Genomic DNA, 26,109 nt, shown 5'->3' on the forward strand with positions numbered 1-26,109 from the left:
AACGCTGGCGGTTTTTTGTTTTGCTGACAGAAATTGTCACAATAAGAGGTATTTTAATGGGGTGCAATGTACTATATGGCATACTCTATGTATCTAATAGTGACTACACCACGATACAAATCGTTGAGGAGCAACCAGTATGGCCGAATGGACTGGCGTTATGTATGGCTTTTATTCAAACAAGTCAATAGCTGAAGTATTTCCCTTATGGATAGAAAAATCATCACATATAAATTATAAAGTACAAAGAGATTTTTATCGGGATACGGACTTCCTCTTTTGCTACAAAAATGATGAAATGAATAATTACCATCTTGAATATGGTTATAATTTAGATCTTAATGGTGAAGGGTGTTTTGGTATTGAGGCAAAACGAACGAAATTAAATGGCATTGCTACGCTATTTGAATTTGAGAACGATAGTGATTTTGAACCTTATGATATAAATTTACATTTGGATGATATTTTTTATTATGTTCTTGTATTACCTGATTCAATTGAAAACTCTTCTTTTTGTAAGAAGGTGCATGAAATGTTTGTTAATGTTTTGAATGGGAAAGGGCATGACGAACAATTGGGTTGATTTGATGCGGTGTCAATGGGGTTGACTATAATTGAATAACGTCATCCATAAAATAAATAACTTTGACGATGTTAGTACATGAAAAATGTATATAGTTGGGGAATAGAAATAAGAGGACTAATGAGAATATGGATACGACGTTACTTAACGCGTTGGATACCAGTGGACGCGATAAATTTGAAAGAGTAGTAAATACCTTGCAGGGCGATGTTTCTGCTGTAGCGGCAAGATTAACTATCGATCCACGCTTACGCCTTGAATACTCAAGGCGCATCAAAGAAATGTCTTCAGACTTACGGGCAAAAGCGACTGCTGGTGTGATTTCATGGGAAAAAGCTGCACGAGAAGCTCAGGAAACCCGAAATTTGATAATGGAAATGGTGAGATCGCGTAGTACACCTCTTGGTCGAGCAATGGATGAACAACTGAAATCAGAGGGGAAAACGCTCAACGAGTTAGTAGCTAAAAAAGCTAAATCCCTGTTTGGCCCTCAGGCAAACTTTAATAGCCTCTCTGAAATACAAAAAAATGAAATATACGCGGGTATAGTGGAATCTGCGGGCAAGTCCAATCCGCAAGTGAATATGAAAATGATGCAGCTCTCCCGTTTAGGAAAAGGACTAGTCGTTCTCTCGATAGCAATTTCTGTTTATGAAATTTATACCGCTGACGATAAGATCTCCGAATCGGGGCGGCAAATAGCGATAAATAGTGCAGGTATTGCCGGAGCTGTCGCAGGCGGCGCGATGGCAGGATTGATGTGTGGTCCAGGTGCACCTGTTTGCGTACTTATTGGCGGCTTTGTCGGCGGTGCACTTGCCGCATGGGAAATGGGGCGCTTGTGGAATTGATTATGCAACAGGTTAATTCGATATCGTTGGTCAAGGTTCACAAAGCGACTGATTTATCTCAGGCTCAGTCTGACGTTGTGCTCAATGGCAATAACACAGGTATTATTGTACCAGGGCAAATACTGGAAGCGGCAATTCAGGTTAATGACCAGCGTTATATCCTTTTTCTGACGGATGACGTTATTTTTGAGGAATCACTGACAATTGTCCTTATCGATGTTAACGATGGAGTTAAAGAGACCGTACGTTTGGGTAATGAGTATGCGACGGGAAGTTTTGAGGGATTATCCGTTACAGCGGATAGCATCAATTTCAGATTCATTGGTGATTCTCTCTGGACAATCCAAACCGTTGACTCACCATGCTTGACGCTTCCTTTTGGTTCAGATCCGAAAGGTGTGAAACGAGAAGCCAGACTGAAAAAATACATGACAATTTCGGTCATCCCTGCACCTGAGCAAACTCGCTGATGTTATTTCAGAAAAATTATAGCAAACAAAGGCACTATAAATTGAAAAATAAAGAAACCCTAAAACAGATTTATCACCTGCAACATGATTCATTCGCTTTCAAAAGTGGTTTAATAAACTGGTATAACTCTTTATTGGATAAAACACCGGATGAACTGGATGAAAATGATATTGCCAAAATGCTTCGTCAGAATATCTTACCGGCGCTTGCTGTACAAAAAGCAATTGAGATGATAGAGATTAATCTTATGGTGGGCTATTTATATGATGGGGAGCTATTGCTGGTATTGAGTAATCTCATCGGGAGTAACTATTTTCCTTCTTTGCAGTTACTGAAATTAAAAAATATCATCAATAATTTTGATGACAACATGTTAAACGTTGCTGCCATGAGTGATGAAGAAAAGAAACTATTTATCGCTACTATGAACTTTATTATGAATAATTGAATTTGTTTACCGAATTCATTTATTCGTTTCGTTTTTTCAATACTGCCGTCTACACTTACTCCTGTAAACCGTTCAGGAGCAGTAATGAATCAGCAACGATTTGATGAAAGCACCCTTATCCGTATCTTCGCCCTTCATGAGTTACATCGACTGAAAGAACATGGGTTAACGCGCGGGGCGCTCAACAATTATCACAGCCGCTATAAACTGGTATTTCTGGCTCATTCCCAACCGGAGTACCGCAAAATCGGCCCGTTTGTGGCTGATATTCATCAGTGGCAAAGTCTGGATGATTTTTACAACGAATACCGCCAGCGCTTAATTGTTTTGCTTTCTCACCCTGCCAACCGACGTGACCACACCAACGTTTTGATGCACGTTCAGGGTTATTTTCGCCCCCATCTTGATTCCACAGAACGTCAGCAGTTGGCGGCGCTTATCGACAGTTATCGGCGTGGCGAGCAACCGCTTCTTGCGCCGCTGATGCGTATCAAACACTATATGGCGCTTTATCCTGATGCCTGGCTTTCAGGGCAGCGTTATTTCGAACTTTGGTCGCGTGTTATTCACTTGCGCCATGCAGGAGTTTTATGACTACCCATCTGGTCTGGTTTCGCCAGGATTTACGTCTGCACGATAATCTCGCGCTGGCTGCCGCCTGTCGCAATTCGTCTGCACGCGTGCTGGCGCTGTACATCGCTACACCACGCCAGTGGGCGGCACATAGCATGTCGCCGCGTCAGGCTGAATTTATCAATGCGCAACTGAACGGACTACAAATCGCGCTGGCGGAAAAAGGTATTCCTTTATTGTTCCGTGAAGTGGATGACTTTGCCGCCAGTGCCGAAATAGTTAAACAGGTGTGCGCGGAAAATCGTGTTACCCATCTGTTTTATAACTATCAGTATGAGGTGAATGAGCGGGCGCGGGATGTGCAGGTTGAGAGAGCGCTGCGTAACGTGGTGTGTGAAGGATTTGATGACAGCGTGATCCTGCCGCCTGGCGCGGTGATGACCGGCAATCATGAGATGTATAAAGTTTTTACGCCTTTTAAGAATGCCTGGCTGAAACGGTTACGGGAAGGGATGCCGGAGTGCGTCGCTGCGCCAAAAGTTCGGAGTAGCGGATCAATAGATCCCGCGCCATCTATTACGCTGAATTACCTTCGTCAGTCTTTCGATACCGCGCATTTCCCGGTGGAAGAAAAAGCGGCGATTGCACAATTACGCCAGTTTTGCCAGAACGGCGTGGGGCAGTACGAGCAACAGCGAGATTTCCCTGCAGTGGAAGGCACCAGCCGTTTGTCCGCCAGCCTGGCAACGGGCGGGTTATCGCCTCGTCAGTGTTTGCACCGCTTGTTGGCGGAACAGCCGCAGGCGCTGGAAGGCGGGGCTGGTAGCGTCTGGCTTAATGAGCTGATATGGCGCGAGTTCTATCGTCACCTGATAACGTATTACCCCACGCTGTGTAAACATCGTCCGTTTATTGCCTGGACGGATCGTGTGCAGTGGCAGAGTAATCCCGCCCATTTAAAAGCCTGGCAGGAGGGAAAAACCGGGTATCCGATTGTCGATGCCGCTATGCGCCAGCTTAACAGCACTGGCTGGATGCATAACCGTCTGCGGATGATTACTGCCAGTTTTCTGGTGAAAGATTTGTTGATCGACTGGCGGGAAGGCGAGCGGTATTTCATGTCACAACTGATTGATGGTGATTTGGCGGCGAATAATGGCGGCTGGCAGTGGGCGGCTTCTACCGGAACCGATGCTGCGCCGTATTTTCGTATTTTCAACCCGACAACGCAGGGCGAGAAATTTGACCACGAAGGCGAGTTTATCCGCCAGTGGCTACCGGAACTGCGCGATGTACCAGGGAAAGCGGTGCATGAACCGTGGAAATGGGCACAGAAAGCAGGCGTGAGGCTGGATTACCCAGAACCGATTGTCGATCACAAAGAGGCAAGGCTGCGAACGCTGGCAGCGTATGAGGCGGCGAGGAAAGGGAAATAACAGACGCGTCAGGCAATCGTGTCCAGATGCCGGATGCGGCGTGAACGCTTTATCCGGCCTGGCAAATAGTGCAAATCCAATATATTGCAGGGCCATCCAGGCCTGATAAGACGCGTTAGCGTCGCATCAGGCATCGGTGTGGGTCTATTAAGATTCCAGTGCCAGCGTACGGTTTCTGAATTTCAGCGCCTGATATAACCAAATCATCAGTACCAGGCCGACGCAGGCCAGCGCACCCCAGGTGATTTGATCAAATACTTCAATATACGCATTGATGGAGTAGTTGATCGCCCCGGAAGCATCAAACGAAGATTGTGATGTCTGGTCGGCAATTACGCCTGCCAGATAGTTGGCAATTGCGCCCGACAGCAGCATATAAATACCGGTTAATACGCCAGTTACACCGGGGATTTCAATGCGCGTAATTTGCGACATGGCAACCGGGTCGATAAACAGTTCGGCAAAGCCCATCACCGCCAGCCCCAGCACCATCAACGGCAGGGAAGAGTGACCATACATCGCTGACCAGCGGGCGCTCAGGGCCAGAATGCAGAATCCGGCGCTCATCAGGCCGAGCCCAATAGCGAATTTTCCCCAGATTCGAACGGTACGATTTCCCGCGACACTCTCTTTAACCACCCACGCCAGGAACACACCGCACAGCATGACCGCGAAGGCATTAATCGACTGGAACATCGCCGTAGGAACGGTATAACCGAAAATATCGCGGTTAACGAAGCGGTCGATATAGAGACTAATGGAGCTACCGCCCTGTTGTGCAAACGCCCAGAACAACATGCTGAAGAAAGTGAGGGTCACAATCAGCCCCAGCTCTTTACGCTGTTTCTGGTTTTCTGCTTTGCGATAAATTTTCGCCAGTACGCCAAGGCCAATAATAGTGGCGATAATCAAGGCGTAAACCGACCACTCTTTCCAGAACAGTACGGTAATTAGCGCAGGGGTTGCGACCAGCAGTACCAGCAGCCATCCCCAGTTTGGCAGAAGAAAGTTTGTCGCGCGCAGTACCTCTTTGTTAACGCCGCGGGTATGAGCAAAATGACGATTGCCACATAAGAAAATGACCAGGCCCGCGATCATACCAACAGCCGCCAGGCCAAAACCCATCGCCCAGCTATACTCTTCCTGGGCGTAACCACAGGCGATAGGTGCGATGATAGAGCCGACATTACCCGCCGCATACATCAGCGAAAAACCGCCATCGCGACGTGGATCGGTCGGTTCGTAAAGCTCGCCTAGCAGGCAACTGACGTTAGATTTAAACAAACCATAGCCGCAGACAATAATCGCCAGCGACAGATAAAGGAACGTTGGATGGATCTCACTGGCCCCCAGTACCAGATGCCCAATCGCCATCAACAACGCTCCCAGCATTACAGCCATTCGGTTGCCGAGAACTTTATCTGCCAGGAAACCTCCGAGGATCGGCGTGACATACACCAGCGAACAGTAGGCGCTGAATAACGCGTAAGCATGGGTATCGTTGTATTTCAGTTGGTTAGTGAGGTAGAGAATGAGCAGGGCGCGCATGCCATAGAAGCTAAAATATTCCCAAATTTGCAGTGCGACGACGTAGTAAATAGCGCGTGGTTGTGATGCTTGTCTATTCATGATGTATCCAGGGGGTGAATGCAACGCAGTCAGAATAATGTGCTGTGTGCGTGTGTTTCCTTAAAGTTATAACTTTGATACAGATCTGATTGTTTATGCAATATGCTGTCTGATTGCATAAATATACATGAAGTATGACGTGGTGAGATAAACAATTTGCGCCTTTTGGCAGTGGCTTTGTTTCTTAATATGTCAAAAGATTGGCTATCGACGAACAGGCAAGGTAACGCTATGTTAACGGAGTAGCTATCAGAATACAGAAGGCGCGATGATGAAAAACACCGAACTGGAACAACTGATTAACGAAAAACTGAACAGCGCGGCGATTAGCGATTACGCGCCGAATGGTTTGCAGGTGGAAGGCAAAGAGACGGTGCAAAAAATCGTCACCGGCGTCACTGCCAGCCAGGCACTGCTCGATGAAGCGGTTCGCCTGGACGCTGATGCGGTCATTGTGCATCACGGTTACTTCTGGAAAGGTGAATCCCCGGTGATTCGCGGCATGAAGCGTAACCGTTTAAAAACGTTACTGACGAATGATATCAACCTCTATGGCTGGCATTTGCCGCTGGATGCACATCCAGAATTGGGTAATAACGCACAACTGGCGGCATTGCTGGGCATGACGGTAATGGGTGAAATCGAGCCGCTGGTACTGTGGGGCGAATTGACGATGCCTGTGTCGGGGCTGGAACTGGCCTCCTGGATTGAAGCGCGGCTGGGGCGTAAGCCGCTGTGGTGCGGGGACACCGGACCGGAATTGGTACAGCGTGTCGCCTGGTGCACTGGTGGCGGGCAAAGTTTTATCGATAGCGCCGCACGTTTTGGCGTGGACGCGTTTATTACTGGTGAGGTTTCAGAACAAACTATTCATTCGGCCCGTGAGCAGGGACTGCATTTTTATGCGGCGGGTCATCACGCTACTGAACGCGGCGGAATTCGTGCCTTAAGTGAGTGGCTGAGCGAAAATACCAATCTGGATGTGACCTTTATTGATATTCCAAATCCGGCATAATGAATAATCAGAGGGAACAAAAGTGCAACGAGCGCGTTGTTATCTGTTAGGTGAAACGGCGGTCGTGCTGGAACTGGAGCCGCCGATAACACTGGCTAGCCAGAAACGTATCTGGCGGCTGGCCCAGCGTCTGGTCGATATGCCGAACGTCGTTGAAGTTATTCCCGGCATGAACAATATCACGGTGATTTTGCGTAACCCTGAATCACTGGCGCTGGACGCCATTGAGCGTTTGCAGCGTTGGTGGGAAGAGAGCGAGGCGCTGGAACCGGAGTCGCGTTTTATCGAAATTCCCGTTACTTACGGCGGCGATGATGGGCCGGATCTGGCTGTGGTTGCTGCGCATTGTGGGTTGAGCGAAAAACAGGTTGTCGAACTGCATTCCTCCGTAGAATACGTGGTCTGGTTCTTAGGTTTTCAGCCGGGGTTTCCGTATCTCGGGAATTTGCCGGAACAACTGCATACCCCGCGGCGCGCTGAGCCGCGCCTGATCGTTCCGGCGGGTTCCGTAGGCATCGGCGGGCCGCAAACCGGCATTTACCCCGTGCCAACGCCCGGCGGCTGGCAATTAATTGGTCGGACATCGTTGAATCTGTTTGATCCAACGCGTGACGAACCCATCTTGTTGCATCCGGGAGATTGCGTGCGCTTTGTACCGCAGAAGGAGGGGATATGCTGAAAATCATTCGTGCGGGTATGTACACCACGGTGCAGGATGGTGGTCGTCACGGTTTTCGTCAGTCGGGCGTCAGCCATTGCGGTGCGCTGGATATGCCCGCGTTACGCATTGCGAATCTGCTGGTCGGTAATGATGCCAACGCACCCGCACTTGAGATAACGCTCGGTCAGTTAACGGTTGAATTTGAAAGCGATGGCTGGTTTGCCCTAACAGGTGCAGGCTGTGAAGCGCGGTTGGATGATAATGCCGTGTGGACTGGCTGGCGCTTGCCGGTGAAAGCGGGCCAACGTTTAACGCTTAAACGTCCGCAACATGGTGTACGTAGTTATCTGGCAGTGGCGGGGGGGATTAATGTTCCGTCAGTGATGGGGTCATGCAGTACCGATCTGAAAGTGGGTATTGGCGGGCTGGAAGGGCGTTTACTGAAAGATGGCGACCGACTTCCTGTCGGGAAAGCCAGGCGCCAGTTTATGGAGGCGCAGGGCGTTAAACAGCTACTGTGGGGTAACCGTATTCGCGCCTTGCCGGGACCGGAATATCATGAATTTGATCGTGCCTCTCAGGAGGCATTCTGGCGTTCGCCCTGGCAACTGAGTCCGCAAAGCAACCGGATGGGCTATCGCTTGCAAGGGCAAATTTTAAAACGGACCACTGACCGGGAGCTATTATCCCACGGATTGCTGCCCGGTGTTGTGCAAGTGCCACATAACGGGCAACCGATTGTACTGATGAATGATGCGCAAACCACCGGTGGTTATCCGCGTATCGCCTGCATTATTGAGGCTGATATGTACCATTTGGCGCAAATTCCGCTTGGTCAGCCGATTCACTTTGTCCAGTGCTCGCTGGAAGAAGCATTGAAAGCGCGTCATGATCAGCAACGATACTTCGAACAGTTAGCGTGGCGGCTGCACAATGAAAATTGATCTGAACGCCGATCTTGGCGAAGGCTGCGCCAGCGATGCTGAATTGTTAACGCTGATTTCCTCAGCCAATATTGCCTGTGGATTTCACGCAGGCGATGCGCAAACTATGCTGGTAAGCGTGCGTGAAGCGTTAAAAAACGGAGTGGCGATTGGCGCCCACCCGAGTTTTCCTGACAGGGAAAATTTTGGCCGCAGCACCATGCAACTGGCGCCGGAAACGGTTTACGCCCAGACGCTGTACCAGATTGGCGCGCTGGCTGCGATTGCCCGTGCGGAAGGCGGCGTAATGCGTCACGTCAAACCGCACGGTATGTTGTATAACCAGGCGGCGAAAGACGCACAACTGGCAGACGCCATCGCCAGAGCGGTTTATGCCTGTGATCCGACGCTGATCCTCGTTGGGCTGGCGGGGAGCGAGTTGATTCGCGCAGGCGCGCGATATGGTCTGACAACGCGTGAGGAAGTGTTTGCCGATCGCGGATACTTGGCTGATGGCTCGCTGGTACCGCGCAGTCAGCCGGGGGCGTTGATTGAAAACGAAGAACAGGCGCTGATGCAAACGCTGGAGATGGTGCAAAACGGTAGAGTTAAAAGTATCTCCGGGGAGTGGGCGAAGGTGACGGCACAAACTATCTGCCTGCACGGCGACGGCGAGCACGCGCTGGCATTCGCCCGCCGGCTACGATCTGCATTTATCGAAAAAGGGATTATTGTCGTAGCATAATCCCACTGAATAAAGAATGAAAAAAGGATATCACCATGCCTGAAGGCCCGGAAATCCGCCGCGCAGCGGATAACCTGGAGGCGGCGATCAAAGGTAAGCCACTGACGGATGTCTGGTTTGCCTTCCCGCAGTTAAAACTTTATCAATCACAACTTATTGGTCAGCATGTCACCCATGTGGAAACGCGCGGTAAAGCATTGTTGACTCATTTTTCCGATGGCTTAACGCTCTATAGCCACAACCAGCTTTACGGCGTCTGGCGAGTGGCAGATACCGGCGAAGAGCCGCAGACCACGCGTGTATTGCGGGTAAAACTGCAAACTGCCGACAAAACGATTCTGCTTTATAGCGCCTCCGATATTGAGATGTTGACGGCAGAACAATTGACGGCGCATCCGTTTTTACAGCGAGTCGGACCGGATGTACTGGACCCGAATCTGACGTCGGAAATGGTGAAAGAGCGGCTATTGTCGCCGCGTTTTCGCAACCGTCAGTTTGCCGGATTACTGCTCGACCAGGCGTTTCTGGCGGGGTTGGGGAATTATCTGCGCGTGGAGATCCTCTGGCAGATTGGTTTAACCGGCAGGCATAAGGCGAAAGATCTCAATGCGCAGCAACTGGATGCGCTGTCACACGCGCTACTTGATATCCCGCGTCTTTCTTATGCTACGCGCGGTCAGGTTGATGAAAACAAACATCACGGCGCGTTATTTCGTTTTAAGGTTTTTCATCGTGACGGCGAACAGTGTGAACGGTGCGGCAGTACTATTGAGAAAACGATGCTCTCATCGCGCCCATTTTATTGGTGCCCTGGTTGTCAGCGCTAATGCGAACGCTTTGGCGCGTACGTTGAAATAAACCGCGCAATGGCAGGTCCCGTCAGCAAGACGCTGAACAGGCGCAGGGTCTGCATCGCCATAATCAATGCCATATCGGCATTACTACCCGCAGCGATAACCGCTACTGTATCCAGCCCTCCGGGGCTGGTGGCGAGATAGGCGGTCATAAAATCAATATGCATAAACCGGGTCAGCCCCCATGCCATTGCGGCGCAAATAGCCAGTAGAGCAAAAATTGACAACAGGATTTGCGGTAGTGGGCGTAAGGCTCGTAGCAAGATTTGTTTATCGAAACCGAGGCCAATTCTCCAGCCAATCGCCATATAAGCTATCGTCAGCAGCCATTCTGGAAGTTCAATAGTCATGACATCGCCAGACTGGAGCAGCGCGCCTGCCAGCATTGGAATGAGCATTGTGCCAGACGGAATACGTAGCAGGCATCCCATTGTCCCGGCTATCACGGCGAGCAAGATGGTATACAAGAGATGAATACTGACAGGTGGGAACCAGACGATTTGTTGATTCATCGATTCCGCGTTATCGCCCAGCATCGTGCGCGTTACCAGTACTGCTGCACCTGCGACAAACAATACTCGCAAATACTGCATAAATGCTACCAGACGAATATCTGCGCCATAATCCTGCGCCATGGCGACCATTGCCGCGGCGCCACCAGGGGAAGAGCCCCATGCGCCAGTATTTCCGGGCAGTGAGCTATAGCGCACCAATAACCAGCCCACAATAGCGCTGGCGAGTAACGTCACCAGTAAAATAGCTAATACAATTGGCCAGTTAACCGCCAGCGTCGTGAGAATCGAACCGGTCAGGTTTTGTGCAATCATGCAGCCAAGAATGGCCTGCGCGGCGAGAAAAGCGGAGCGGGGGAGTTGCAGGGGGATACCGCGCATACTGAAGATGATCCCGGCGATCATCGGACCAAGCAAGAGGGCCGCCGGGAGATGCAAACCAAGAAAGCCAATAGACAGGAGAAGTGACAGCACACATAACATTCCCCACGGTAATATTGGCATTCTTTGCTCCCTGATTAAACTGTCTTTGGTGTATCAGTGCAGCATAAAGAAAAAGAGATGTAGAAAAAATAACAGGAATCAATGAAATTATAAATTCGCATACTTGTTAAGCCGACACTCCATTTTTGTGTTGATGAATTGAGACGAATTAATTGTAATTGATTTTAAATAATACAACCGTTTCAAAAGGGCCAGTGCGAATAGTTGCGCCAGCGACTGTTGAGATTTCAGCGGTATATCTTTTTTCGTAAATCAACATATCGCTGGTGAAATCGGCATATTCTGTATATTTGTTAAACACATAAGGTTGATTGTTTTCATCCAATAGACGTAGTTGTAAGCCGTTACCGATCAATAACGCTTTATCATTTTCTGTCAGAGTTTCATCTGTATAGAAAGAAGAGGAAACTTTGAAACCATCGGTACATGTACCACTTTGGTTTTTAGTGGTTTTTATGCTGAATGTGCGAGTCATACTACGCAGGCGAATATCCTGATCGCTAAATGTGCCGAAATCAATTACCTGATTTGGCGGTGTGATTGCGAAGTTAACGCTACAGTCCAGCACACGGATATTATTAAGGCCATTAATATGATATTTCAGATTTTTGGCGTCCGCTCCTTCATTAATCCCCCCTTTGCCATCAAACTGAACAATCACATAATCGCTCAAAGGACTTTGGTAGTCGTGAGGAGGCATTTCACGAACTTTTACATAGAGTCGCATTCGGGCGATAAATGAACGATATTGATGAATATTATTGGGATCTTTGCTGCACAATTTATCTTGCCAACCCATCTCTGTAATTTCTTGCGGGGTGTATTGGGTGATCTTTGTGCTGTCAATACATTGATTTGTGTCAATCTTGTTTTTACCGAGGCTTGAATCATAATCAATGCCATTGTAGGTGACGCCGAGTTGGTAATAACGATCCTGGATGCCTGGATAAGGATTTACCCAGGCATAAACATCCTCTGATGAGAAATCCCCGTTAGTATTGTTGTTACAATAGACGGGGATTTTAATGTCATCTGATTCCCAAATTTTATCCCCTGGTTTAGCGCTACTGGGGACAGCAAAAGCGTTGACCGTTTCAAATTTCTCTGTCGCGCCCCCGGATGTTCCAAAATAGCAGTCCAGCGCCAGTGCTGTTTTCAATGGTACGAAGGCAAGCAGGAATAAGAAAACAAGTCTCTGCCAGAAGATCATGGTTTCACCTCTTCCGGTGTCAGCGTGCAAATTGTCTGACAGGATAAGTGGGTCATGCGTAGGGCGCCGTAGTCATCCATATATCCCAAATAAAAATGGTTGCCGGAATAACCTGACGTATGTACTGGAGTACTACTGAAGGGAGCAATCATTGTACTTTGAAAACCAGGCAACACGCCGTTTTTATTTTTTCCCAGATAGGCGATGGTCAGGAAATAAGGTGTAGGGTTCTGTAACGTCAGCGTTTCTCCTTGCTGTGTTGCTTTCATTTGCAACTCAACGCGATCTCCCATCTTTTTACGCAAAGACGCGGGCCGCCAGAACAGTTTTATGCGGCTTTGAATTGCGATTTGTAATTGGGCGGCATCCTCTGCTTTTTCCGGTGCCGGGGGAATTTCCCGTAGATTATAATAAAATAACGTTTCACGGTCGGTAGGAAGCTGAGCGGATGCAGGCTGTTTAACTATTCTCACTTGTGAAATAGCGCTGGGGTTGATGCGTTGAATCGGTGGTAGGGCAACGAGATAATCGTCGGTCTTGTTGCCTTTCTCATCTTCAATCCAGGAATACGCCAGGTAAGGATCTCCGGGGCTTTTATTTTCAATTTTTACACTACTGGCTTTTTCATTACCATTAAACACTACGCGAGTACGATCGGGTTGTAGCGCTGCATGACTGCACAGCGTTGCCGCCAGAAAAAACAGTGGAATTACACGATAATATGTCATCTCTTTTCCTTAATTAATGACAGGGTAGCAACAGTCGTTGTGAGATATTCTCCAACACTTCAGGAAGGGTGATCTGACACATGTTATTTCCCCATAAGACAATAAGTTGTTGCCCGGCATTTATCCCACTAATCCAGGCGTGTCCTTCTTCACTGACCATGCCGACTTCTGTTTGGTTATCTTTATGGCGAATTACCGCACCAAGTGGCGGCGTATTGCCGGCTTGATCGCGAATGATCACATTAATCTCTTTACCTGCGCGGGATGCCAGACTTTTGTAACCAATTGCACCCTCAGTCCAGGTTTCTCTGACGGTATTTTCACTGACGGTCACCCCATCAGGGAGATCATCCATATTGACGGCGATGGTTGTTGGCTGGTAACTGGATATCATTGGCACCACGGCGTAACCGAAGGTATTTGTATAATCGTCATTTCCGTCTATCGGAATACCCGCAATTCCGTTAGTGCTCACCATTAAACGTGGTTCATTCGCTGTTGCGCGACGATGGAAGGCCGCTCCCTGGGAGGTTGCGGTAAAAGAACCGCTCCAGCTGGTACTGAGTGACCGATAGTCATCCACGGCGTAATTACCTGACAGATCCCACTCGCCAGCCGAGGCGGTGTGAGTGTAATTAGCACTGAATTGAGCGCCATAGTCGGGTTTATTACTTTCAACGCCAGAAGCAATGCCCCAGGTGTTGTGTGAGTCCGAATAATCATTCCAGCTTACCCGATGTGATGTTGTTTCGCTGTTTTGCATGTCATAACTCAGACGCGTGCTCTCGCCAATGGGAAGTGAAATGGAGATATAGATCTGGTTGTCATTGCCGCTGTCCTGGTAGTGCGTAGTGTTGTAAGCGGTAGTCAGGGAGATATCTTTCCAACGACCTACATCAAAGTTGAACCCCGCGCTGATATTGGCGGTGGTTGTAGAATCGTCGTTCCACCAACTTTGTCGAAGCACGCTCATACTCAGATTCATATTGAGTAGTGATATGGGCTGGCTGGCAGTAAGGCTAATGGTCTGTTTTTCATCATCGGTATCTGCATTGTTATACTGGTGATCGATAAAATTGGCGTAACTATGAAAATGGCGATCGGAAAAACGGTAGGCCGATAACGACATTACGCTGTCAGTCGCGTCAAAGCGTTTAGAGTAGTTCACACGATAGCTGGAACCCGTTTCTTCGGTGTTGCCAGTAAACTGACTATTGGCGCGGGTGATATCAAACGAGATGGCTCCCAGCCATAGCATATTTTGCCCAATCCCCAGCGCGACAGAACGGTAATTTTCACCAGACAGCAAAATACCGCCATAGAGCGAGGTATTGGACAACATCCCCCAGGAACCTTCGCTGCTTAAAAAAGTTTCATCTGCAACATGGTGAGAGAGTGATGGGCGGGCGCGTCCAGTGGCGATACTGTAACGCAGTTGACCCTGACGTGTTAAAAAAGGCGTAGATGCGGCTGAAACCTGAAATGAGTTTACCCGACCATCTTCTTCCGTCACCTTGACATCCAGTGTTCCCTGAACCGACTGGTTTAAATCAGTAATGATGAAGGGGCCTGGAGCGACTTTTGTCTGGTAAATCACGCGCCCTGCGTAGCTGACGGTGACGGTCGCATGTGTCTGCGCCATACCGTTGATTTGTGGCGCATAACCGCGTAGCTCCCAGGGTAGCATTCGATCATCGCTACTCAGTTCAGCGCCGGTATAGGAAAAACCATCAAAAATACTTGAACTTAGATCGCTTTCACCTAACGTCAAACGAGCGCCCAGTGTGGGCAATGGTCGAAACAGATAAGTTCTGGCGATCGAACCTGTACTTTTATGTTGGTTGTCTGTTTGTGTTTGTTCGTATTGATAATCGCTACGTAAGCGCCATGATTGTACATTCAGCCCTGCTGTGCCATACGTGTTGATATTGTTGGATTTATCCCCTTCCGTATGGCGATAGGCGCTGGCAAAAAGATTATAATCCAGAATAAATCCAGGGATGCCTGCGTCCCAGGTTTCAGGAGGTGTCCAGTTTTGTGAATGCCATAACAACCATGCCTGAGGAATAGTTATATTTAGTTGTTGATTGACTTGATCAAAAAGAAAAATAATATCCGGGCGGGAAGAAAAATCCACACACCCTTTTACATCTTTTAGTGAATGGCGGACGTCTTCTGTTAATCCAAGGGAATTAGCTAGTTCAGTCGGTATACAAGGCTGAGTTGTATCGCCTGTTTGTTGCCAGCGAATTGTTTTTCCTGCACTGATTTTATTATTGTTGACTGTTATCGCAACAAAATAATCACCGGGGGCGATGGCGGCGGGGTCTTTCAGCAAAGAATAATCGACGCTGTTACGCATGGATTTATCTAACACATTAAGGTTAAATTCAACGGCGATAACAGACGATGTATTAAAAAAAATAATAAACAACAGTAACCGACGAATATTCACAGCATCCATACCTGATATTCATGACAGGCGGTCAGAGACCGCCCGAAAACTGTCAATTATTTATAAGTCAAAACATACGTTGCATTGGCTGTGACGGCGCCTGCTGTTACTGCTGTACCGCTATCTACCTGTTGCATCCAGGCATAAGCGACTAAATCCATGCCACTGGCTGCTGGATTCAGAGTAATATCTGGATTTGCTTGCCCTAAGGTAACTGGGTTGTGATCCTTATCGAACAGCATTACCCCAACGCCAGTAGCCCCGCCTGTAGTGGTATTAGCCAGCATTGGCGTGCCCATTACCGTTTTTGCAGCGCTATCAAAGGTAATTGTAACTTTGGTAAGTGGAGAACCCGTACCATCATCTGAATTGGGGATATCGCAATTGATTAAGCGAATAACGATTCTTTTCTCTGTCGAGTGCCCGGTGTCGTTAATCTCTGTTGTTCTTACGTTACCTAATTCAATATCTTGGTTTATATCATCAGGATGGATATCACAAGGAGCGCTGCTCACTGTACCGGTGAAATGAAGCTCACCAGATCCGCCATCGACATCAGCATACGCTGCAGACGTCATCAGAAGGGCGACGGAAAACCCAAGCAAACTTTTCTTTAATGCGGACATGACTAAAATCCCTCTTAATAAAATGTTTCCAGACAGATTATCATTAGAAGGCAAAACAGGTTCAAGTTAAATAGATGAATGGTCTTTTTTCGGAATATATAAATAATAAATTTGGATGGTTAGTGTTTTATTATTTGTTTGATGAATAATATCTTTAATATGCAACACCACAAATTTCGGCCAGATTCGTTATTTTTACCATCATCATGATTTTCTATTTTCGTATAATGTAAATAATTCAACACTGTACTCGCGAGATATCGATGATATCCCGCGGTTACTCGTTGTTAGTGATTAATTAGCGCACTTACCGGGCTGTCAAAATGTGATTTCATCGCCTGAGTGGCAGTTTCAACATCTCTGGCACATACCGCGTCGCAAATCATTTGGTGAAGTTTGATGATTTTTTGTCCGTATTCTTTCTGATCGCTTTGTGCATTCAACCCTTCCAGAATGGATTGCCGTAGTTGTTGGTGCAAAGCTTGCAACAACATCATAAATAATGGATTTTTCGAGGCGACAGCCAGTAGCTGGTGGAAACGGATATCATGAGTGATAAAGCTTTCAACGTCGTCGAATTGTTCACGGATTTGCGCCATTTCGGCACGCAGGTTGGCAAAATCTTCCTCTTCACCGTTGCGGGCCGCCGCTTCCACGACGCCCAACTCTAACCAGCGGCGTACTTGCAGGATTTGCTCTGTCGTTACCTGCTCTGTAGCCAGCGCAAAACCGAATACTACTCGTAATACTTCATCATCAAACTTTTTGATTCGCGGGACTTTGCCACTGTGCGTTTCCAGAATGCCCAGCGCGGCAAGAGAGCGATAGGCTTCACGTACAATTCCCCGACTGACTCCCAGTTTTTGAATTAATTGCACTTCGCTGGGAACCGGCATTCCCGGCGTTAGCTTCTGTTCGGAAATCAGATTGAGAATATGATTTTTGACCTGTGACGATAACGTTACGTTGGTCAATAACGCGCTCTCACTCATTTTTGCTCCTGTTGTTCTGTTTTCTGGCGAGCTGGTCCGCGTCCGACATATTTTCTTCAGATTTTTTGATTATCGCCAGATCGCCTGTGCTATGGGATCACATTTTGAGTGAAAGAGTGGCGAAGAAATAGCGAATACACAACTTTTTCGTGACGGCCTTCGCAGTATCGAGCGTTTTTTATCCTTACCCTGTAAACCTGTTAAACAGGATTACAGGATAGGAAGTCATGTGGAAGAGTGATAACGAACTTTTTACGTTAATGAGAACTCGTCTGTTCACTGCCGTAGTTGGCGATATTCTCGATACGCTGGGGTATATGCATCAGTTTGTTTCGCCAGCGATCAAGCCGCTGGAAGTCAATATGGTGGTGGCAGGCCGGGCGATGCCGGTTCTGGAATCAGATGTGTATGAAACCAAATCTTCGTCAGGTAAGACAGCGATTGGTGAAAAACCGTTCGGTATCATGTTTGAAGCGCTTGATGCCCTCAAAGAGAACGATGTTTACATCACTACTGGCAGTTCATTGCGTTATGCCCTGTGGGGCGGACTGATGTCTACCCGTGCCATGCACCTGAAAGCAGCTGGCGCGGTGCTTGATGGTTATGCCCGCGACTCTGCTGAAATTATTGAACTCCATTTTCCCACCTTTTGTCATGGCACCTACGCGCAGGATCAAGGTCCGCGGGGGAAAGTTATTGATTTTAACGTGCCGATTGAATTTCACGGTGTACAGGTTAATCCGGGCGATATCGTGTTTGGCGATCGCGATGGCTTACTGATCATTCCTCAGAGTGTTGAGAAGGAAGTCATCACTCTGGCGCTGGAAAAAGTGACCACCGAAAGCGCAGTTCGCAAAGCCATCAGCGGCGGTATGAGTACGGTACAGGCCTTTGAAACCTTCGGCGTAATGTAAGGAGAGCAACGAATGAAGGCATTAACCATTGAGCAGGGAAGTCAGACGCGATTTGTGGATATCGCCGAACCTGTCTGCGGTAAAGGCGAAGTGTTACTCAATGTTGAGCGTGTTGGACTATGCGGCTCGGATCTTAATACCTGGCGAGGACTAAATCCGCTGGTTAAGTACCCCTGTATACCCGGACATGAAATTGGCGGCACGGTACTGGCAACTGGCGATCTGGCGGGGGCAATCAAGCCGGGGGACCGGGTGGTTGTGCTTCCATGCACGGAATGTGGTGTGTGCAGTTCCTGTCTGAATGGTCGTCCCAATGCTTGTAAAAATAATCAAACGCTTGGCGTGCAACGTCAGGGGGGAATGGCACAACAACTAACAATGCCAGCACATAAAGTCATTGTCTGTAATGCCTTAACTGTCGATGAGTTAGCGTTGGTGGAACCGCTGGCTGTGGGATTACACGCCGCCAGACGCGCACAAATTAATGTGGGTGAGTGGGTGGCTGTTATCGGTTGCGGGGTCATTGGCCTTGGGGCGATAGCTGCGGCATCTGCAATGGGCGCGCGAGTGATAGCGATTGATATCGACGATCGTAAACAAAACATTGCCCTGGCATGTGGTGCAAGGCGGTTTCTTAATTCGCAGCAAAGCGATGTTGTCGCGGAACTGGCGCAACTAAATGATGAGCGTGGCCCGGACGTGGTCATTGAGGCGGTGGGAAACCAGCAAACCATTGAGCAATCCGTTGATCTGGCTGCTTTTAGTGGACGGGTGGTTTATGTCGGTTATGCCAAAAAACCAGTGAGTTATCAGAGTGCAACCTTCCTGATGAAAGAACTGGATATCCGTGGTTCCCGAAATGCCACCGTGGCTGATTTTCGCGCTGTGCTGGCGTTAATGGAATCAGGTCGTTATCCGGTAGAAAAGCTGGTCAGCGCTCACTATCCGTTGGATCAGGCCGGTCGTGCTTTCAGTGACTGGGCAAATGATCCCGGTGCGTATACCAAAATCCTCATTGACCTTTAAGGAACGACGGCATGAATGCTTTTTCATTACAAAACAAAACGGCTTTGATTACAGGGGCAGCAAGTGGGCTTGGGCTGGCGATGGCGAAATGCATGCTTGTCAGCGGTGCGAAGGTGATTATTGCGGACATGAATGCAGAACTGGCCTGTTTGACGGCACAGACGCTGGGGATAAATGCGAGCTGGGTCGAGATGGATGTGAGAGAGACCGCAACCACGCAGGCAAAAGTGGATGCGCTTATTAATGAACACGGAGCTATCGATATTCTTGTTAATAACGCAGGGAATCACTGCAAAAAGCCGATTGAAGAAATGAGCGTCAGTGATTTTGAATCTGTGCTTGATGTTCACGTAGTTGGCGCATTTGCGTTAACTAAAGCCCTTGTACCGCATATGAAACAACGTGGCCACGGTTGTGTTCTGTTTACTGCCTCTATGACCTCGTTTCTTGGGCAACCGCTGGTTACCGGCTACAGTGCAGCAAAATCAGCCTATCTTGGCATGATTCGCGGTATGACCACTGAACTTGCCGTTCATGGGATTCGCGTCAACGGTATTGCGCCAGGCTGGATCGATACGCCGATGCTGCGTAAAGCCATTGAAGGTGATGATGAACGCCGCAACAAAATTCTTGGTCGGACACCGATGAAAAAATTCGGTAAGCCAGAAGATATTGGCTGGGCAGCCGTTTATCTGGCATCAGATGCGGCAGCGTTTGTCAGTGGCCAGGTGCTGGTGGTTGATGGCGGCGCATTGATTGGCTTCTGATTGACGGAGAAATTATGCGCAAACGAGCGTTAAAACTTCATGCCAGTGACAACTGCGTGGTTGCGCTGAATGATATCGCCTGCGGCGATATCGTCTGGTGGGACGATGGCGAAATGGTGGCGAGCAATGGCGCAACTTTGGGTCACAAGCTGGCCTGTGAGGTGGTGAAACACGGTGATTCAATTGTGAAATATGGTGCTGTTATCGGACACGCTACCCGTGATATCGCCATAGGTGAACATGTGCATTCCCATAACCTCACCAGCAATGTCATTGCTATCTTTCATCATGATGATGCCGGATATCAGTCAGAGGAAAAAACATAATGGAAGGTTATGTACGGCAAAGTGGCCAACCGGGTATCCGTAATACAGTGCAGGTGATCTTTATGGTGGAGTGCGCCAGCCATGTTGCTAAAGAGATTGCCAGAGCGTTTTCTTGTCACGATGTGCAGTATTTTGGTTTTTCTGGCTGTTATCCCAGCGATTACGGCTATCGGTTGGTTAAAAATTTAGCGACTCATAGCAATGTGGGTGGGGTGCTGCTGATCTCTCTGGGGTGTGAGAATTTTGATCGCCGCCGCCTGGAGCAGGAAATCATGGAGAGTGGGCGACCGTGCCATACGTTGGTCATTCAGGAAAATAAAGGGACTAGCAACACCATTACGCTGGGTAAACAACGAGTCACTGAAATGCTGGAGCAGTTAGCGCATACACCGCGTTGTGCATTGAACTGGAGGGCACTATTTGCGGGGGGTCTGATGGCACCAGTGGTATCACGGGCAATCCGGCTGTAGGGCGTGTCTTTAACCGTCTGCTGGAGAAAGGGGCAACCTGCATTTTCGAAGAAAGTGGTGAGCTGCTTGGCTGCGAGCGGCATATGATGTCGCGTGCGGGCAGTGCGCAGGCACGGGACGCTATCGAAGCGGCAATGACAAAAGCAGAACGTTATTACAGTCTGATGGGACTGGGGAGTTTTTCCAATGGCAATGCTGAAGGCGGCTTAACTACGCAGGAAGAAAAATCCCTCGGTGCTTATACAAAATCCGGTGATGGTCATATTGCGGGTGTTATTTTACCGACACAACAAGCGCCATTTCCTGGACTTTGGTTAATGGACGTTGTACCCGACGGAGAACCGCGTTTTGGATATCCGAATATTAATGATTCCTCTGAAGCACTGGAATTAATCGCCTCTGGTTGCCATCTGGTTTTATTTACAACCGGACGTGGTTCGGTTATTGGTTCTGTTATCGCACCGATTATTAAAGTGTGTAATAACCCGCAGACGTGGGAACATTTATCTGACGATATGGACGTTAATGCCGGACGTGTAATTAGCGAAGGTGCAACACTCGACAATATTGCAGACGATATTATGCAGGCGATTGAAAGTGTTGCAAACGGCCAACATTGCGCCGCAGAACGGCTGGAGCATCAGGAGTTTGTTTTAACATATAAAGCATTTGATTACAGTACAAGCGCAGTCTGTCGGGCAGATCCCCGTTAATCGATAAAGCTCATACAGGTAATAACAATGAAAAAATTACTGGTACCATTTTTATTTCTTTTCGCTTTATTCAGTCCGCAGCTATACGCTGCACCGGTTACCATTAAAGTCGCCTATGAAAGTAACCCCGGAGAACCTGCGGATACAGTAGTAAAATACTGGGCAGACCTGGTGAAGAAGGAGAGTAATGGAGATATTGTTTTTGAGCTTTATCCCAGCTCACAGTTAGGTTCTAAACAGGATATTACTGAACAGGCACTGATGGGGATGAATATTATCACTATTAGTGATGTCGGTTTTCTGACTGATTATGATGCGGATCTGGGGATATTATTCGGGCCTTATTTAACTGACGATCCGCAGAAACTGTTTGCGATTTATGCCAGTGACTGGTTTAAACAAAAAGAACAGAAACTGCGGGAAAAAGGTGTGCATATTGTCATGAGTAACTATCTGTACGGTACCCGACAGATCATTGCTAAAAAACCGATTCGTACACCTGAAGATCTGAAAGGAATGAAGATTCGCGTGCCGAATAACGTCATGCAGATTAAAGCTATTGAGGCAATGGGTGCGACACCAACGCCAATGCCGTTGGGGGATGTTTATCCGGCTTTGACTCAGGGGATGATTGACGGTGTGGAAAATCCGGTTTCGGTGTTGTATGGGCAAAAACTACACGAACAGGCGAAATATCTGTCGATGGTGAATTATTTAACTAATACATCATTGTGGTTAGGCGGTGAGGCGTTTTTCAGCACGTTGACGCCAACACAGTTAGAGATTATTCATAAAACAGCGTATGACGCCGGTCTTTATAGCCAGAAAATCACTGCTGAGCAGGATGCGGCAATGTTGAAAGCTATGCAGAAACAAGGTGTGGAAATTATTTATCCTGACGTAGCGCCTTTCAGAGAAAAAGCGCTTAAGGTATATCAGCAATTTCCAGAATGGACACCAGGACTCTATGACACTATTCAGCAACAACTGAAATAGCTTCACGGTATAAGGACAGGTCGGTGTTTCGGCACCGACTATTAAGAGCCGAGGTGTTTATGCGTCTTTTAGGGAAAATGGTCGAAGTTGCTGCGGTATTAACGCTCTTTTTATTGGTGATAATAACTATTGCTGCAGTAATAATGCGCTACTGCTTTAATATGCCATTACAGTGGACAGAGGAATTTTCAGGTTTATTAATGATTTGGGTGGTAATGTTTGGTGCTGTTGTTGCCGAGCGAGATAATACTCATTTGTCGATTCCCTTTTTAGCTGATGCGCTGACACAACGCAGGCAACGCGTATTAACACTATTTGTCTCACTGATATCTATTCTTTTATTGATTATTATGGCCTGGTCGGCGTGGAAGTTAGCTGCCGGGACAGCGTTTAAAACCACACAAATATTAAAAATATCCTGGTTCTGGATTGATATAGCCGTCACGATTGGCGCTATTGGTATTGCTTGTTTTACCACTTTACGTCTGATAAAGAAAACGCCACACAAGGAAGGTGAATAATGAGCGTATTGCATGAATTACTGGCGGGAAGCTGGCTGGATAATTGGTTGATGATCATTCCGCTTATGTTCATCTGTTTATTTATCAATATGCCGGTATGGCTGGCGATGTTTTGCGGCATTCTGGTTTATTTCCTCTGTTATTCAAATGTGCCGCTGATGGTTGCAATCCAGCGATTAATTGCCACAACGCAAACGCCGTCGCTGCTGGCAATCCCATTTTTTATCTTATTAGGCACCTTAATGAGCTATACCGGTATTGCCGCGCGTATTTTACAAATCGCCAACGTGTTGATTGGCAGAATGCGCGGCGGACTGGGGGGCGCAAATATTCTGGTCAGCACCATGATGGGCGGCGTCAGCGCCTCTAATCTGGCCGATGCAGCTATGCTCTCGCGCATGATGGTGCCGGAGATGGAACAAAAAGGCTATTCCCGCGGCTTTGCTGCAGCGATAACGGCCTGTGGTTCGCTGATAACGCCGATTATTCCTCCGGGTATTGCGCTGATCCTGTATGGACTGGTGGCGGATGTTTCTATTGGTTCCATGTTTATGGCCGGGATCCTGCCGGGTCTGTTGTGTTCTGCTATGTTGATTGTAACCGTATGGCTGGTGGCGATTCGTCGTGGTTTAAAACCTTCCAGCGAACACTGGCCAAAACCAAAAGAAGTGTCAGTGGCGTTAGTACAGGCGTGGCCTGCATTATTTCTGATTGTTGCGGTTATCGGCGGCATTCGGGCAAATATTTTCACGCCGACGGAAGCCGGGGCAGTGGCGGTATTATTGGTTATGTTTATTGGTTTTGTGATTTATCGCGAACTGAAAATTAGCCATGTATTTACTGCGTTATCTGAGACGGCGCGATCCACAGCATCGGTGATGTTAATTATCATGGCGAGTGCGGCACTGGGCTGGATATTTTCTCTGGAGCGCGCAGGTGTAACGGTTGCCGGGTTTGTGACCTCCCTGACCGATAATAAATACGTCTTTTTATTGATTATTAATATATTACTGCTGGTGCTTGGCATGTTTCTTGAGGGCAGTGCCATCCTGCTGATATTAGTACCGTTGCTCAAGCCTGTGGTGGCACACTTTGGCATTGATCCAGTACATTTTGGCATCATCATGATTCTCAACTTATCGTTAGGAACATTATCGCCACCTGTTGGAACGGTGATGTTGCTGGTGTGTAATACGGTACAGGTTTCTGTAGGGCAATTTATGCGTGAAGCGGTGCCATTACTGATAAGTCTGATTTTACTGCTGTTGGTAATTACCTATATTCCGGCAATATCGTTACTGTTGGTGTAGAAATAAAAACCCTGCGTGAATACGCAGGGTTTGGGAGAATCATTTTTACTTCTTAATATCCGACTTAAAGTCGCGCTGTGTGTAGCCGGTGTACAACTGACGCGGACGGGCGATTTTCATTCCTTCGCTGTGCATTTCGCTCCAGTGAGCGATCCAGCCAACGGTACGCGCCATAGCGAAGATAACGGTGAACATCGAAGACGGAATACCCATCGCTTTCAGGATGATACCGGAGTAGAAGTCGACGTTTGGATAGAGTTTCTTCTCGATAAAGTACGGGTCATTCAGGGCGATGTTTTCCAGCTCCATAGCCACTTCCAGCAGGTCATCTTTCGTACCCAGCTCTTTCAGTACTTCGTGACAGGTCTCACGCATCACGGTGGCACGCGGGTCGTAGTTTTTATATACACGGTGACCGAAGCCCATCAGACGGAAAGAGTCATTCTTGTCTTTCGCACGACGAACAAATTCTGGAATATGAGCAACCGAACTAATTTCTTCCAGCATTTTCAGGGCTGCTTCGTTAGCGCCGCCATGAGCGGGCCCCCACAGCGAAGCAATACCTGCGGCGATACAGGCAAACGGGTTCGCGCCAGAAGAGCCAGCGGTACGCACGGTTGAGGTAGACGCGTTTTGTTCGTGGTCAGCGTGCAGGATCAGAATGCGGTCCATCGCGCGTTCCAGAATTGGATTGACTTCATACGGTTCACATGGTGTAGAGAACATCATGTGCAGGAAGTTTCCGGCGTAGGAGAGGTCATTACGCGGATAAACGAACGGCTGGCCGATAGAATATTTGTAACACATCGCTGCCATGGTCGGCATTTTCGACAGCAGACGGAAGGCGGCGATTTCACGGTGGCGTGGATTGTTTACGTCCAGCGAGTCGTGATAGAACGCCGCCAGTGCGCCAGTAATTCCGCACATCACCGCCATCGGGTGCGAGTCTCGACGGAAAGCGTGGAACAGACGGGTAATCTGTTCGTGGATCATGGTATGGCGGGTCACCGTTGTTTTGAACTCGTCATACTGTTCCTGAGTCGGCTTTTCACCATTCAACAGGATGTAACAAACTTCCAGGTAGTTAGAATCGGTCGCCAGCTGATCGATGGGGAAGCCGCGATGCAGCAAAATACCTTCATCACCATCAATAAAAGTAATTTTTGATTCGCAGGATGCGGTTGAAGTGAAACCAGGGTCAAAGGTGAACACACCTTTTGAACCGAGAGTACGGATATCAATAACATCTTGACCCAGCGTGCCTTTCAGCACATCCAGTTCAACAGCCGCGTCCCCGTTGAGGGCGAGTTTTGCTTTTGTATCAGCCATTTAAGGTCTCCTTAGCGCCTTATTGCGTAAGACTGCCGGAACTTAAATTTGCCTTCGCACATCAACCTGGCTTTACCCGTTTGTTATTTGGCTCGCCGCACTGTGAGAGAGGAGAAAACCAGGGTACAGAGCTCTGGGCGCTTGCAGGTAAAGGATTCATTGATGACGAATAAACGGCGAATCAAGTACTTAGCAATCCGAATTATTAAACTTGTTTATCACTAATAACTGTCCCGAATGAATTGGTCAATGCTTCTACACTGTTACATAAGTTAATCTTAAGTGAAATACTGACTCCATAACTTTTACGCATTATATGCTTTTCCTGATGATGTTTGTAACAACTTTGTTGAATAATTGTCAAATCAGATGATTGAAAATTAAATAAATGTTGTTATCGTGACTCAGATCACTGTTTCAGATAAAACCAGACAAACTATATGTAGGTTAATTGTAATGATTTTGTGAACAGCCTATACTGCCGCCAGGTCTCCGGAATACCCTGCAATCCCGAGCCACCC

29 protein-coding genes are annotated in these 26,109 nt (G+C 47.9%); 20 read left to right on the forward strand and 9 right to left on the reverse strand.

Annotated elements, in window-relative coordinates; translation table 11 throughout:
- Nucleotides 1-139: 139 nt before the first annotated feature.
- From PS053_RS21240 to phrB, 6 genes are all read left to right on the forward strand, one after another.
- Nucleotides 140-583, forward strand: coding sequence for a hypothetical protein (locus PS053_RS21240; RefSeq protein ID WP_059234206.1), 444 nt, complete (start codon nt 140-142; stop codon nt 581-583).
- A 128-nt stretch (nt 584-711) separates the two neighbouring features.
- Complete coding sequence (locus tag PS053_RS21245; RefSeq protein WP_256879098.1) at nt 712-1,434, forward strand: hypothetical protein; 723 nt, start codon at nt 712-714, stop codon at nt 1,432-1,434.
- Nucleotides 1,435-1,436: 2 nt separating this feature from the next.
- The gene (locus tag PS053_RS21250) at nt 1,437-1,904 is read left to right on the forward strand and encodes a hypothetical protein (protein ID WP_001188052.1); all 468 of its coding nucleotides are present in this window, start codon (nt 1,437-1,439) and stop codon (nt 1,902-1,904) included.
- 41 nt (nt 1,905-1,945) lie between these two features.
- Entirely contained in the window at nt 1,946-2,353 is a 408-nt protein-coding gene (locus PS053_RS21255; RefSeq protein WP_059251773.1) for a contact-dependent growth inhibition system immunity protein, read from the forward strand.
- An 84-nt stretch (nt 2,354-2,437) separates the two neighbouring features.
- Nucleotides 2,438-2,947, forward strand: a complete 510-nt coding sequence (locus PS053_RS21260) for a YbgA family protein (RefSeq protein WP_001076026.1) — start codon at nt 2,438-2,440, stop codon at nt 2,945-2,947.
- Complete coding sequence (gene phrB / locus PS053_RS21265) at nt 2,944-4,362, forward strand: deoxyribodipyrimidine photo-lyase (RefSeq protein WP_256879097.1); 1,419 nt, start codon at nt 2,944-2,946, stop codon at nt 4,360-4,362. The genes PS053_RS21260 and phrB overlap by 4 nt, the downstream gene beginning before the upstream one ends.
- 147 nt (nt 4,363-4,509) lie before the next feature.
- Here the strand turns inward: phrB and dtpD are convergent, their stop codons facing one another.
- Nucleotides 4,510-5,991 (reverse strand): MFS transporter, encoded by a 1,482-nt coding sequence (gene dtpD, locus PS053_RS21270; RefSeq protein WP_204619325.1) that lies wholly within the window; start codon nt 5,989-5,991, stop codon nt 4,510-4,512.
- Nucleotides 5,992-6,262: 271 nt separating this feature from the next.
- Here dtpD and ybgI point away from each other — a divergent pair, with 271 nt between their 5' ends.
- Genes ybgI through nei form a run of 5 tightly spaced genes read left to right on the forward strand, consistent with a single transcriptional unit; the run spans nt 6,263 to nt 10,162 of the window.
- A complete protein-coding gene (gene ybgI, locus PS053_RS21275) occupies nt 6,263-7,006 on the forward strand; it encodes a radiation resistance protein YbgI (RefSeq protein WP_000798860.1) in 744 nt (247 codons plus the stop codon).
- 22 nt (nt 7,007-7,028) lie between these two features.
- Nucleotides 7,029-7,685 carry a 5-oxoprolinase subunit PxpB gene (pxpB, locus tag PS053_RS21280; protein WP_001188363.1) on the forward strand — a complete coding sequence of 219 codons (657 nt, stop codon included), beginning with the start codon at nt 7,029-7,031 and terminating at the stop codon, nt 7,683-7,685.
- Entirely contained in the window at nt 7,679-8,611 is a 933-nt protein-coding gene (gene pxpC, locus PS053_RS21285; RefSeq protein WP_207610475.1) for a 5-oxoprolinase subunit PxpC, read from the forward strand. The genes pxpB and pxpC overlap by 7 nt, the downstream gene beginning before the upstream one ends.
- Complete coding sequence (gene pxpA, locus PS053_RS21290; protein WP_000687105.1) at nt 8,601-9,335, forward strand: 5-oxoprolinase subunit PxpA; 735 nt, start codon at nt 8,601-8,603, stop codon at nt 9,333-9,335. Before pxpC ends, pxpA begins: the two co-directional genes overlap by 11 nt.
- Nucleotides 9,336-9,370: 35 nt before the next feature.
- Nucleotides 9,371-10,162, forward strand: a complete 792-nt coding sequence (nei, locus tag PS053_RS21295; RefSeq protein WP_025237366.1) for an endonuclease VIII — start codon at nt 9,371-9,373, stop codon at nt 10,160-10,162.
- Here the strand turns inward: nei and PS053_RS21300 are convergent.
- The 6 genes from PS053_RS21300 to PS053_RS21325 form a co-directional block, all read right to left on the reverse strand.
- On the reverse strand, nt 10,159-11,205 hold the full coding sequence (locus PS053_RS21300; RefSeq protein WP_059274877.1) for an AbrB family transcriptional regulator: 1,047 nt from the start codon (nt 11,203-11,205) through the stop codon (nt 10,159-10,161). The genes nei and PS053_RS21300 overlap by 4 nt on opposite strands.
- Nucleotides 11,206-11,353: 148 nt before the next feature.
- A complete protein-coding gene (locus tag PS053_RS21305; protein ID WP_099588143.1) occupies nt 11,354-12,415 on the reverse strand; it encodes a fimbrial protein in 1,062 nt (353 codons plus the stop codon).
- Nucleotides 12,412-13,143, reverse strand: a complete 732-nt coding sequence (locus PS053_RS21310; RefSeq protein WP_000222976.1) for a fimbrial biogenesis chaperone — start codon at nt 13,141-13,143, stop codon at nt 12,412-12,414. Before PS053_RS21310 ends, PS053_RS21305 begins: the two co-directional genes overlap by 4 nt.
- 13 nt (nt 13,144-13,156) lie before the next feature.
- A complete protein-coding gene (locus tag PS053_RS21315) occupies nt 13,157-15,598 on the reverse strand; it encodes a fimbria/pilus outer membrane usher protein (protein ID WP_370649603.1) in 2,442 nt (813 codons plus the stop codon).
- 56 nt (nt 15,599-15,654) lie between these two features.
- On the reverse strand, nt 15,655-16,224 hold the full coding sequence (locus tag PS053_RS21320) for a fimbrial protein (protein WP_001275018.1): 570 nt from the start codon (nt 16,222-16,224) through the stop codon (nt 15,655-15,657).
- A 287-nt stretch (nt 16,225-16,511) separates the two neighbouring features.
- Nucleotides 16,512-17,216, reverse strand: a complete 705-nt coding sequence (locus PS053_RS21325) for a FadR/GntR family transcriptional regulator (protein ID WP_000004199.1) — start codon at nt 17,214-17,216, stop codon at nt 16,512-16,514.
- A gap of 227 nt (nt 17,217-17,443) precedes the next feature.
- Between PS053_RS21325 and PS053_RS21330 the strand changes: the two genes are divergently transcribed.
- Genes PS053_RS21330 through PS053_RS21365 form a run of 9 tightly spaced genes read left to right on the forward strand, consistent with a single transcriptional unit; the run spans nt 17,444 to nt 24,259 of the window.
- Nucleotides 17,444-18,130, forward strand: a complete 687-nt coding sequence (locus tag PS053_RS21330) for an RraA family protein (RefSeq protein WP_044713556.1) — start codon at nt 17,444-17,446, stop codon at nt 18,128-18,130.
- Between the two features lie 12 nt (nt 18,131-18,142).
- The gene (locus PS053_RS21335; RefSeq protein ID WP_000646086.1) at nt 18,143-19,156 is read left to right on the forward strand and encodes a zinc-binding alcohol dehydrogenase family protein; all 1,014 of its coding nucleotides are present in this window, start codon (nt 18,143-18,145) and stop codon (nt 19,154-19,156) included.
- 11 nt (nt 19,157-19,167) lie between these two features.
- A complete protein-coding gene (locus PS053_RS21340) occupies nt 19,168-19,923 on the forward strand; it encodes an SDR family NAD(P)-dependent oxidoreductase (protein ID WP_256879094.1) in 756 nt (251 codons plus the stop codon).
- 14 nt (nt 19,924-19,937) lie between these two features.
- Nucleotides 19,938-20,249, forward strand: coding sequence for a UxaA family hydrolase (locus PS053_RS21345; protein WP_054412717.1), 312 nt, complete (start codon nt 19,938-19,940; stop codon nt 20,247-20,249).
- The gene (locus tag PS053_RS23095; protein WP_337960444.1) at nt 20,249-20,719 is read left to right on the forward strand and encodes a UxaA family hydrolase; all 471 of its coding nucleotides are present in this window, start codon (nt 20,249-20,251) and stop codon (nt 20,717-20,719) included. The genes PS053_RS21345 and PS053_RS23095 overlap by 1 nt, the downstream gene beginning before the upstream one ends.
- Nucleotides 20,644-21,432 (forward strand): hypothetical protein, encoded by a 789-nt coding sequence (locus tag PS053_RS21350; protein WP_337960445.1) that lies wholly within the window; start codon nt 20,644-20,646, stop codon nt 21,430-21,432. Before PS053_RS23095 ends, PS053_RS21350 begins: the two co-directional genes overlap by 76 nt.
- A 27-nt stretch (nt 21,433-21,459) precedes the next feature.
- On the forward strand, nt 21,460-22,428 hold the full coding sequence (locus PS053_RS21355) for a C4-dicarboxylate TRAP transporter substrate-binding protein (RefSeq protein ID WP_044714287.1): 969 nt from the start codon (nt 21,460-21,462) through the stop codon (nt 22,426-22,428).
- A 59-nt stretch (nt 22,429-22,487) separates the two neighbouring features.
- Nucleotides 22,488-22,949: a TRAP transporter small permease gene (locus tag PS053_RS21360; protein WP_054412727.1), complete on the forward strand. Its 462-nt coding sequence runs from the start codon at nt 22,488-22,490 to the stop codon at nt 22,947-22,949.
- On the forward strand, nt 22,949-24,259 hold the full coding sequence (locus PS053_RS21365; protein WP_054412714.1) for a TRAP transporter large permease: 1,311 nt from the start codon (nt 22,949-22,951) through the stop codon (nt 24,257-24,259). The genes PS053_RS21360 and PS053_RS21365 overlap by 1 nt, the downstream gene beginning before the upstream one ends.
- A gap of 45 nt (nt 24,260-24,304) precedes the next feature.
- On the opposite strand, the gene gltA is transcribed toward PS053_RS21365, so the two are convergent.
- Together gltA and PS053_RS21375 are read right to left on the reverse strand one after the other, a co-directional pair.
- Nucleotides 24,305-25,588 (reverse strand): citrate synthase, encoded by a 1,284-nt coding sequence (gene gltA, locus PS053_RS21370; RefSeq protein WP_000785819.1) that lies wholly within the window; start codon nt 25,586-25,588, stop codon nt 24,305-24,307.
- 205 nt (nt 25,589-25,793) lie between these two features.
- Nucleotides 25,794-25,901 (reverse strand): hypothetical protein, encoded by a 108-nt coding sequence (locus PS053_RS21375; RefSeq protein ID WP_123057725.1) that lies wholly within the window; start codon nt 25,899-25,901, stop codon nt 25,794-25,796.
- Nucleotides 25,902-26,109 lie beyond the last annotated feature (208 nt).

It is taken from the genome of Escherichia albertii (assembly GCF_028622335.1).
Lineage (GTDB): Bacteria > Pseudomonadota > Gammaproteobacteria > Enterobacterales > Enterobacteriaceae > Escherichia > Escherichia albertii.

What these genes read in the sequence shown, in the direction of transcription:
- PS053_RS21240 (WP_059234206.1), top strand. Translation starts at nt 140, where the DNA reads ATGGCCGAATGGACTGGCGTTATGTATGGCTTTTATTCAAACAAGTCA.
- PS053_RS21245 (WP_256879098.1), top strand. Translation starts at nt 712, where the DNA reads ATGGATACGACGTTACTTAACGCGTTGGATACCAGTGGACGCGATAAA.
- PS053_RS21250 (WP_001188052.1), top strand. Translation starts at nt 1,437, where the DNA reads ATGCAACAGGTTAATTCGATATCGTTGGTCAAGGTTCACAAAGCGACT.
- PS053_RS21260 (WP_001076026.1), top strand. Translation starts at nt 2,438, where the DNA reads ATGAATCAGCAACGATTTGATGAAAGCACCCTTATCCGTATCTTCGCC.
- phrB (WP_256879097.1), top strand. Translation starts at nt 2,944, where the DNA reads ATGACTACCCATCTGGTCTGGTTTCGCCAGGATTTACGTCTGCACGAT.
- dtpD (WP_204619325.1), bottom strand. Translation starts at nt 5,991, where the DNA reads ATGAATAGACAAGCATCACAACCACGCGCTATTTACTACGTCGTCGCA.
- ybgI (WP_000798860.1), top strand. Translation starts at nt 6,263, where the DNA reads ATGAAAAACACCGAACTGGAACAACTGATTAACGAAAAACTGAACAGC.
- pxpC (WP_207610475.1), top strand. Translation starts at nt 7,679, where the DNA reads ATGCTGAAAATCATTCGTGCGGGTATGTACACCACGGTGCAGGATGGT.
- pxpA (WP_000687105.1), top strand. Translation starts at nt 8,601, where the DNA reads ATGAAAATTGATCTGAACGCCGATCTTGGCGAAGGCTGCGCCAGCGAT.
- nei (WP_025237366.1), top strand. Translation starts at nt 9,371, where the DNA reads ATGCCTGAAGGCCCGGAAATCCGCCGCGCAGCGGATAACCTGGAGGCG.
- PS053_RS21300 (WP_059274877.1), bottom strand. Translation starts at nt 11,205, where the DNA reads ATGCCAATATTACCGTGGGGAATGTTATGTGTGCTGTCACTTCTCCTG.
- PS053_RS21305 (WP_099588143.1), bottom strand. Translation starts at nt 12,415, where the DNA reads ATGATCTTCTGGCAGAGACTTGTTTTCTTATTCCTGCTTGCCTTCGTA.
- PS053_RS21310 (WP_000222976.1), bottom strand. Translation starts at nt 13,143, where the DNA reads ATGACATATTATCGTGTAATTCCACTGTTTTTTCTGGCGGCAACGCTG.
- PS053_RS21320 (WP_001275018.1), bottom strand. Translation starts at nt 16,224, where the DNA reads ATGTCCGCATTAAAGAAAAGTTTGCTTGGGTTTTCCGTCGCCCTTCTG.
- PS053_RS21325 (WP_000004199.1), bottom strand. Translation starts at nt 17,216, where the DNA reads ATGAGTGAGAGCGCGTTATTGACCAACGTAACGTTATCGTCACAGGTC.
- PS053_RS21330 (WP_044713556.1), top strand. Translation starts at nt 17,444, where the DNA reads ATGTGGAAGAGTGATAACGAACTTTTTACGTTAATGAGAACTCGTCTG.
- PS053_RS21335 (WP_000646086.1), top strand. Translation starts at nt 18,143, where the DNA reads ATGAAGGCATTAACCATTGAGCAGGGAAGTCAGACGCGATTTGTGGAT.
- PS053_RS21340 (WP_256879094.1), top strand. Translation starts at nt 19,168, where the DNA reads ATGAATGCTTTTTCATTACAAAACAAAACGGCTTTGATTACAGGGGCA.
- PS053_RS21345 (WP_054412717.1), top strand. Translation starts at nt 19,938, where the DNA reads ATGCGCAAACGAGCGTTAAAACTTCATGCCAGTGACAACTGCGTGGTT.
- PS053_RS23095 (WP_337960444.1), top strand. Translation starts at nt 20,249, where the DNA reads ATGGAAGGTTATGTACGGCAAAGTGGCCAACCGGGTATCCGTAATACA.
- PS053_RS21355 (WP_044714287.1), top strand. Translation starts at nt 21,460, where the DNA reads ATGAAAAAATTACTGGTACCATTTTTATTTCTTTTCGCTTTATTCAGT.
- PS053_RS21360 (WP_054412727.1), top strand. Translation starts at nt 22,488, where the DNA reads ATGCGTCTTTTAGGGAAAATGGTCGAAGTTGCTGCGGTATTAACGCTC.
- PS053_RS21365 (WP_054412714.1), top strand. Translation starts at nt 22,949, where the DNA reads ATGAGCGTATTGCATGAATTACTGGCGGGAAGCTGGCTGGATAATTGG.
- gltA (WP_000785819.1), bottom strand. Translation starts at nt 25,588, where the DNA reads ATGGCTGATACAAAAGCAAAACTCGCCCTCAACGGGGACGCGGCTGTT.
- PS053_RS21375 (WP_123057725.1), bottom strand. Translation starts at nt 25,901, where the DNA reads ATGCGTAAAAGTTATGGAGTCAGTATTTCACTTAAGATTAACTTATGT.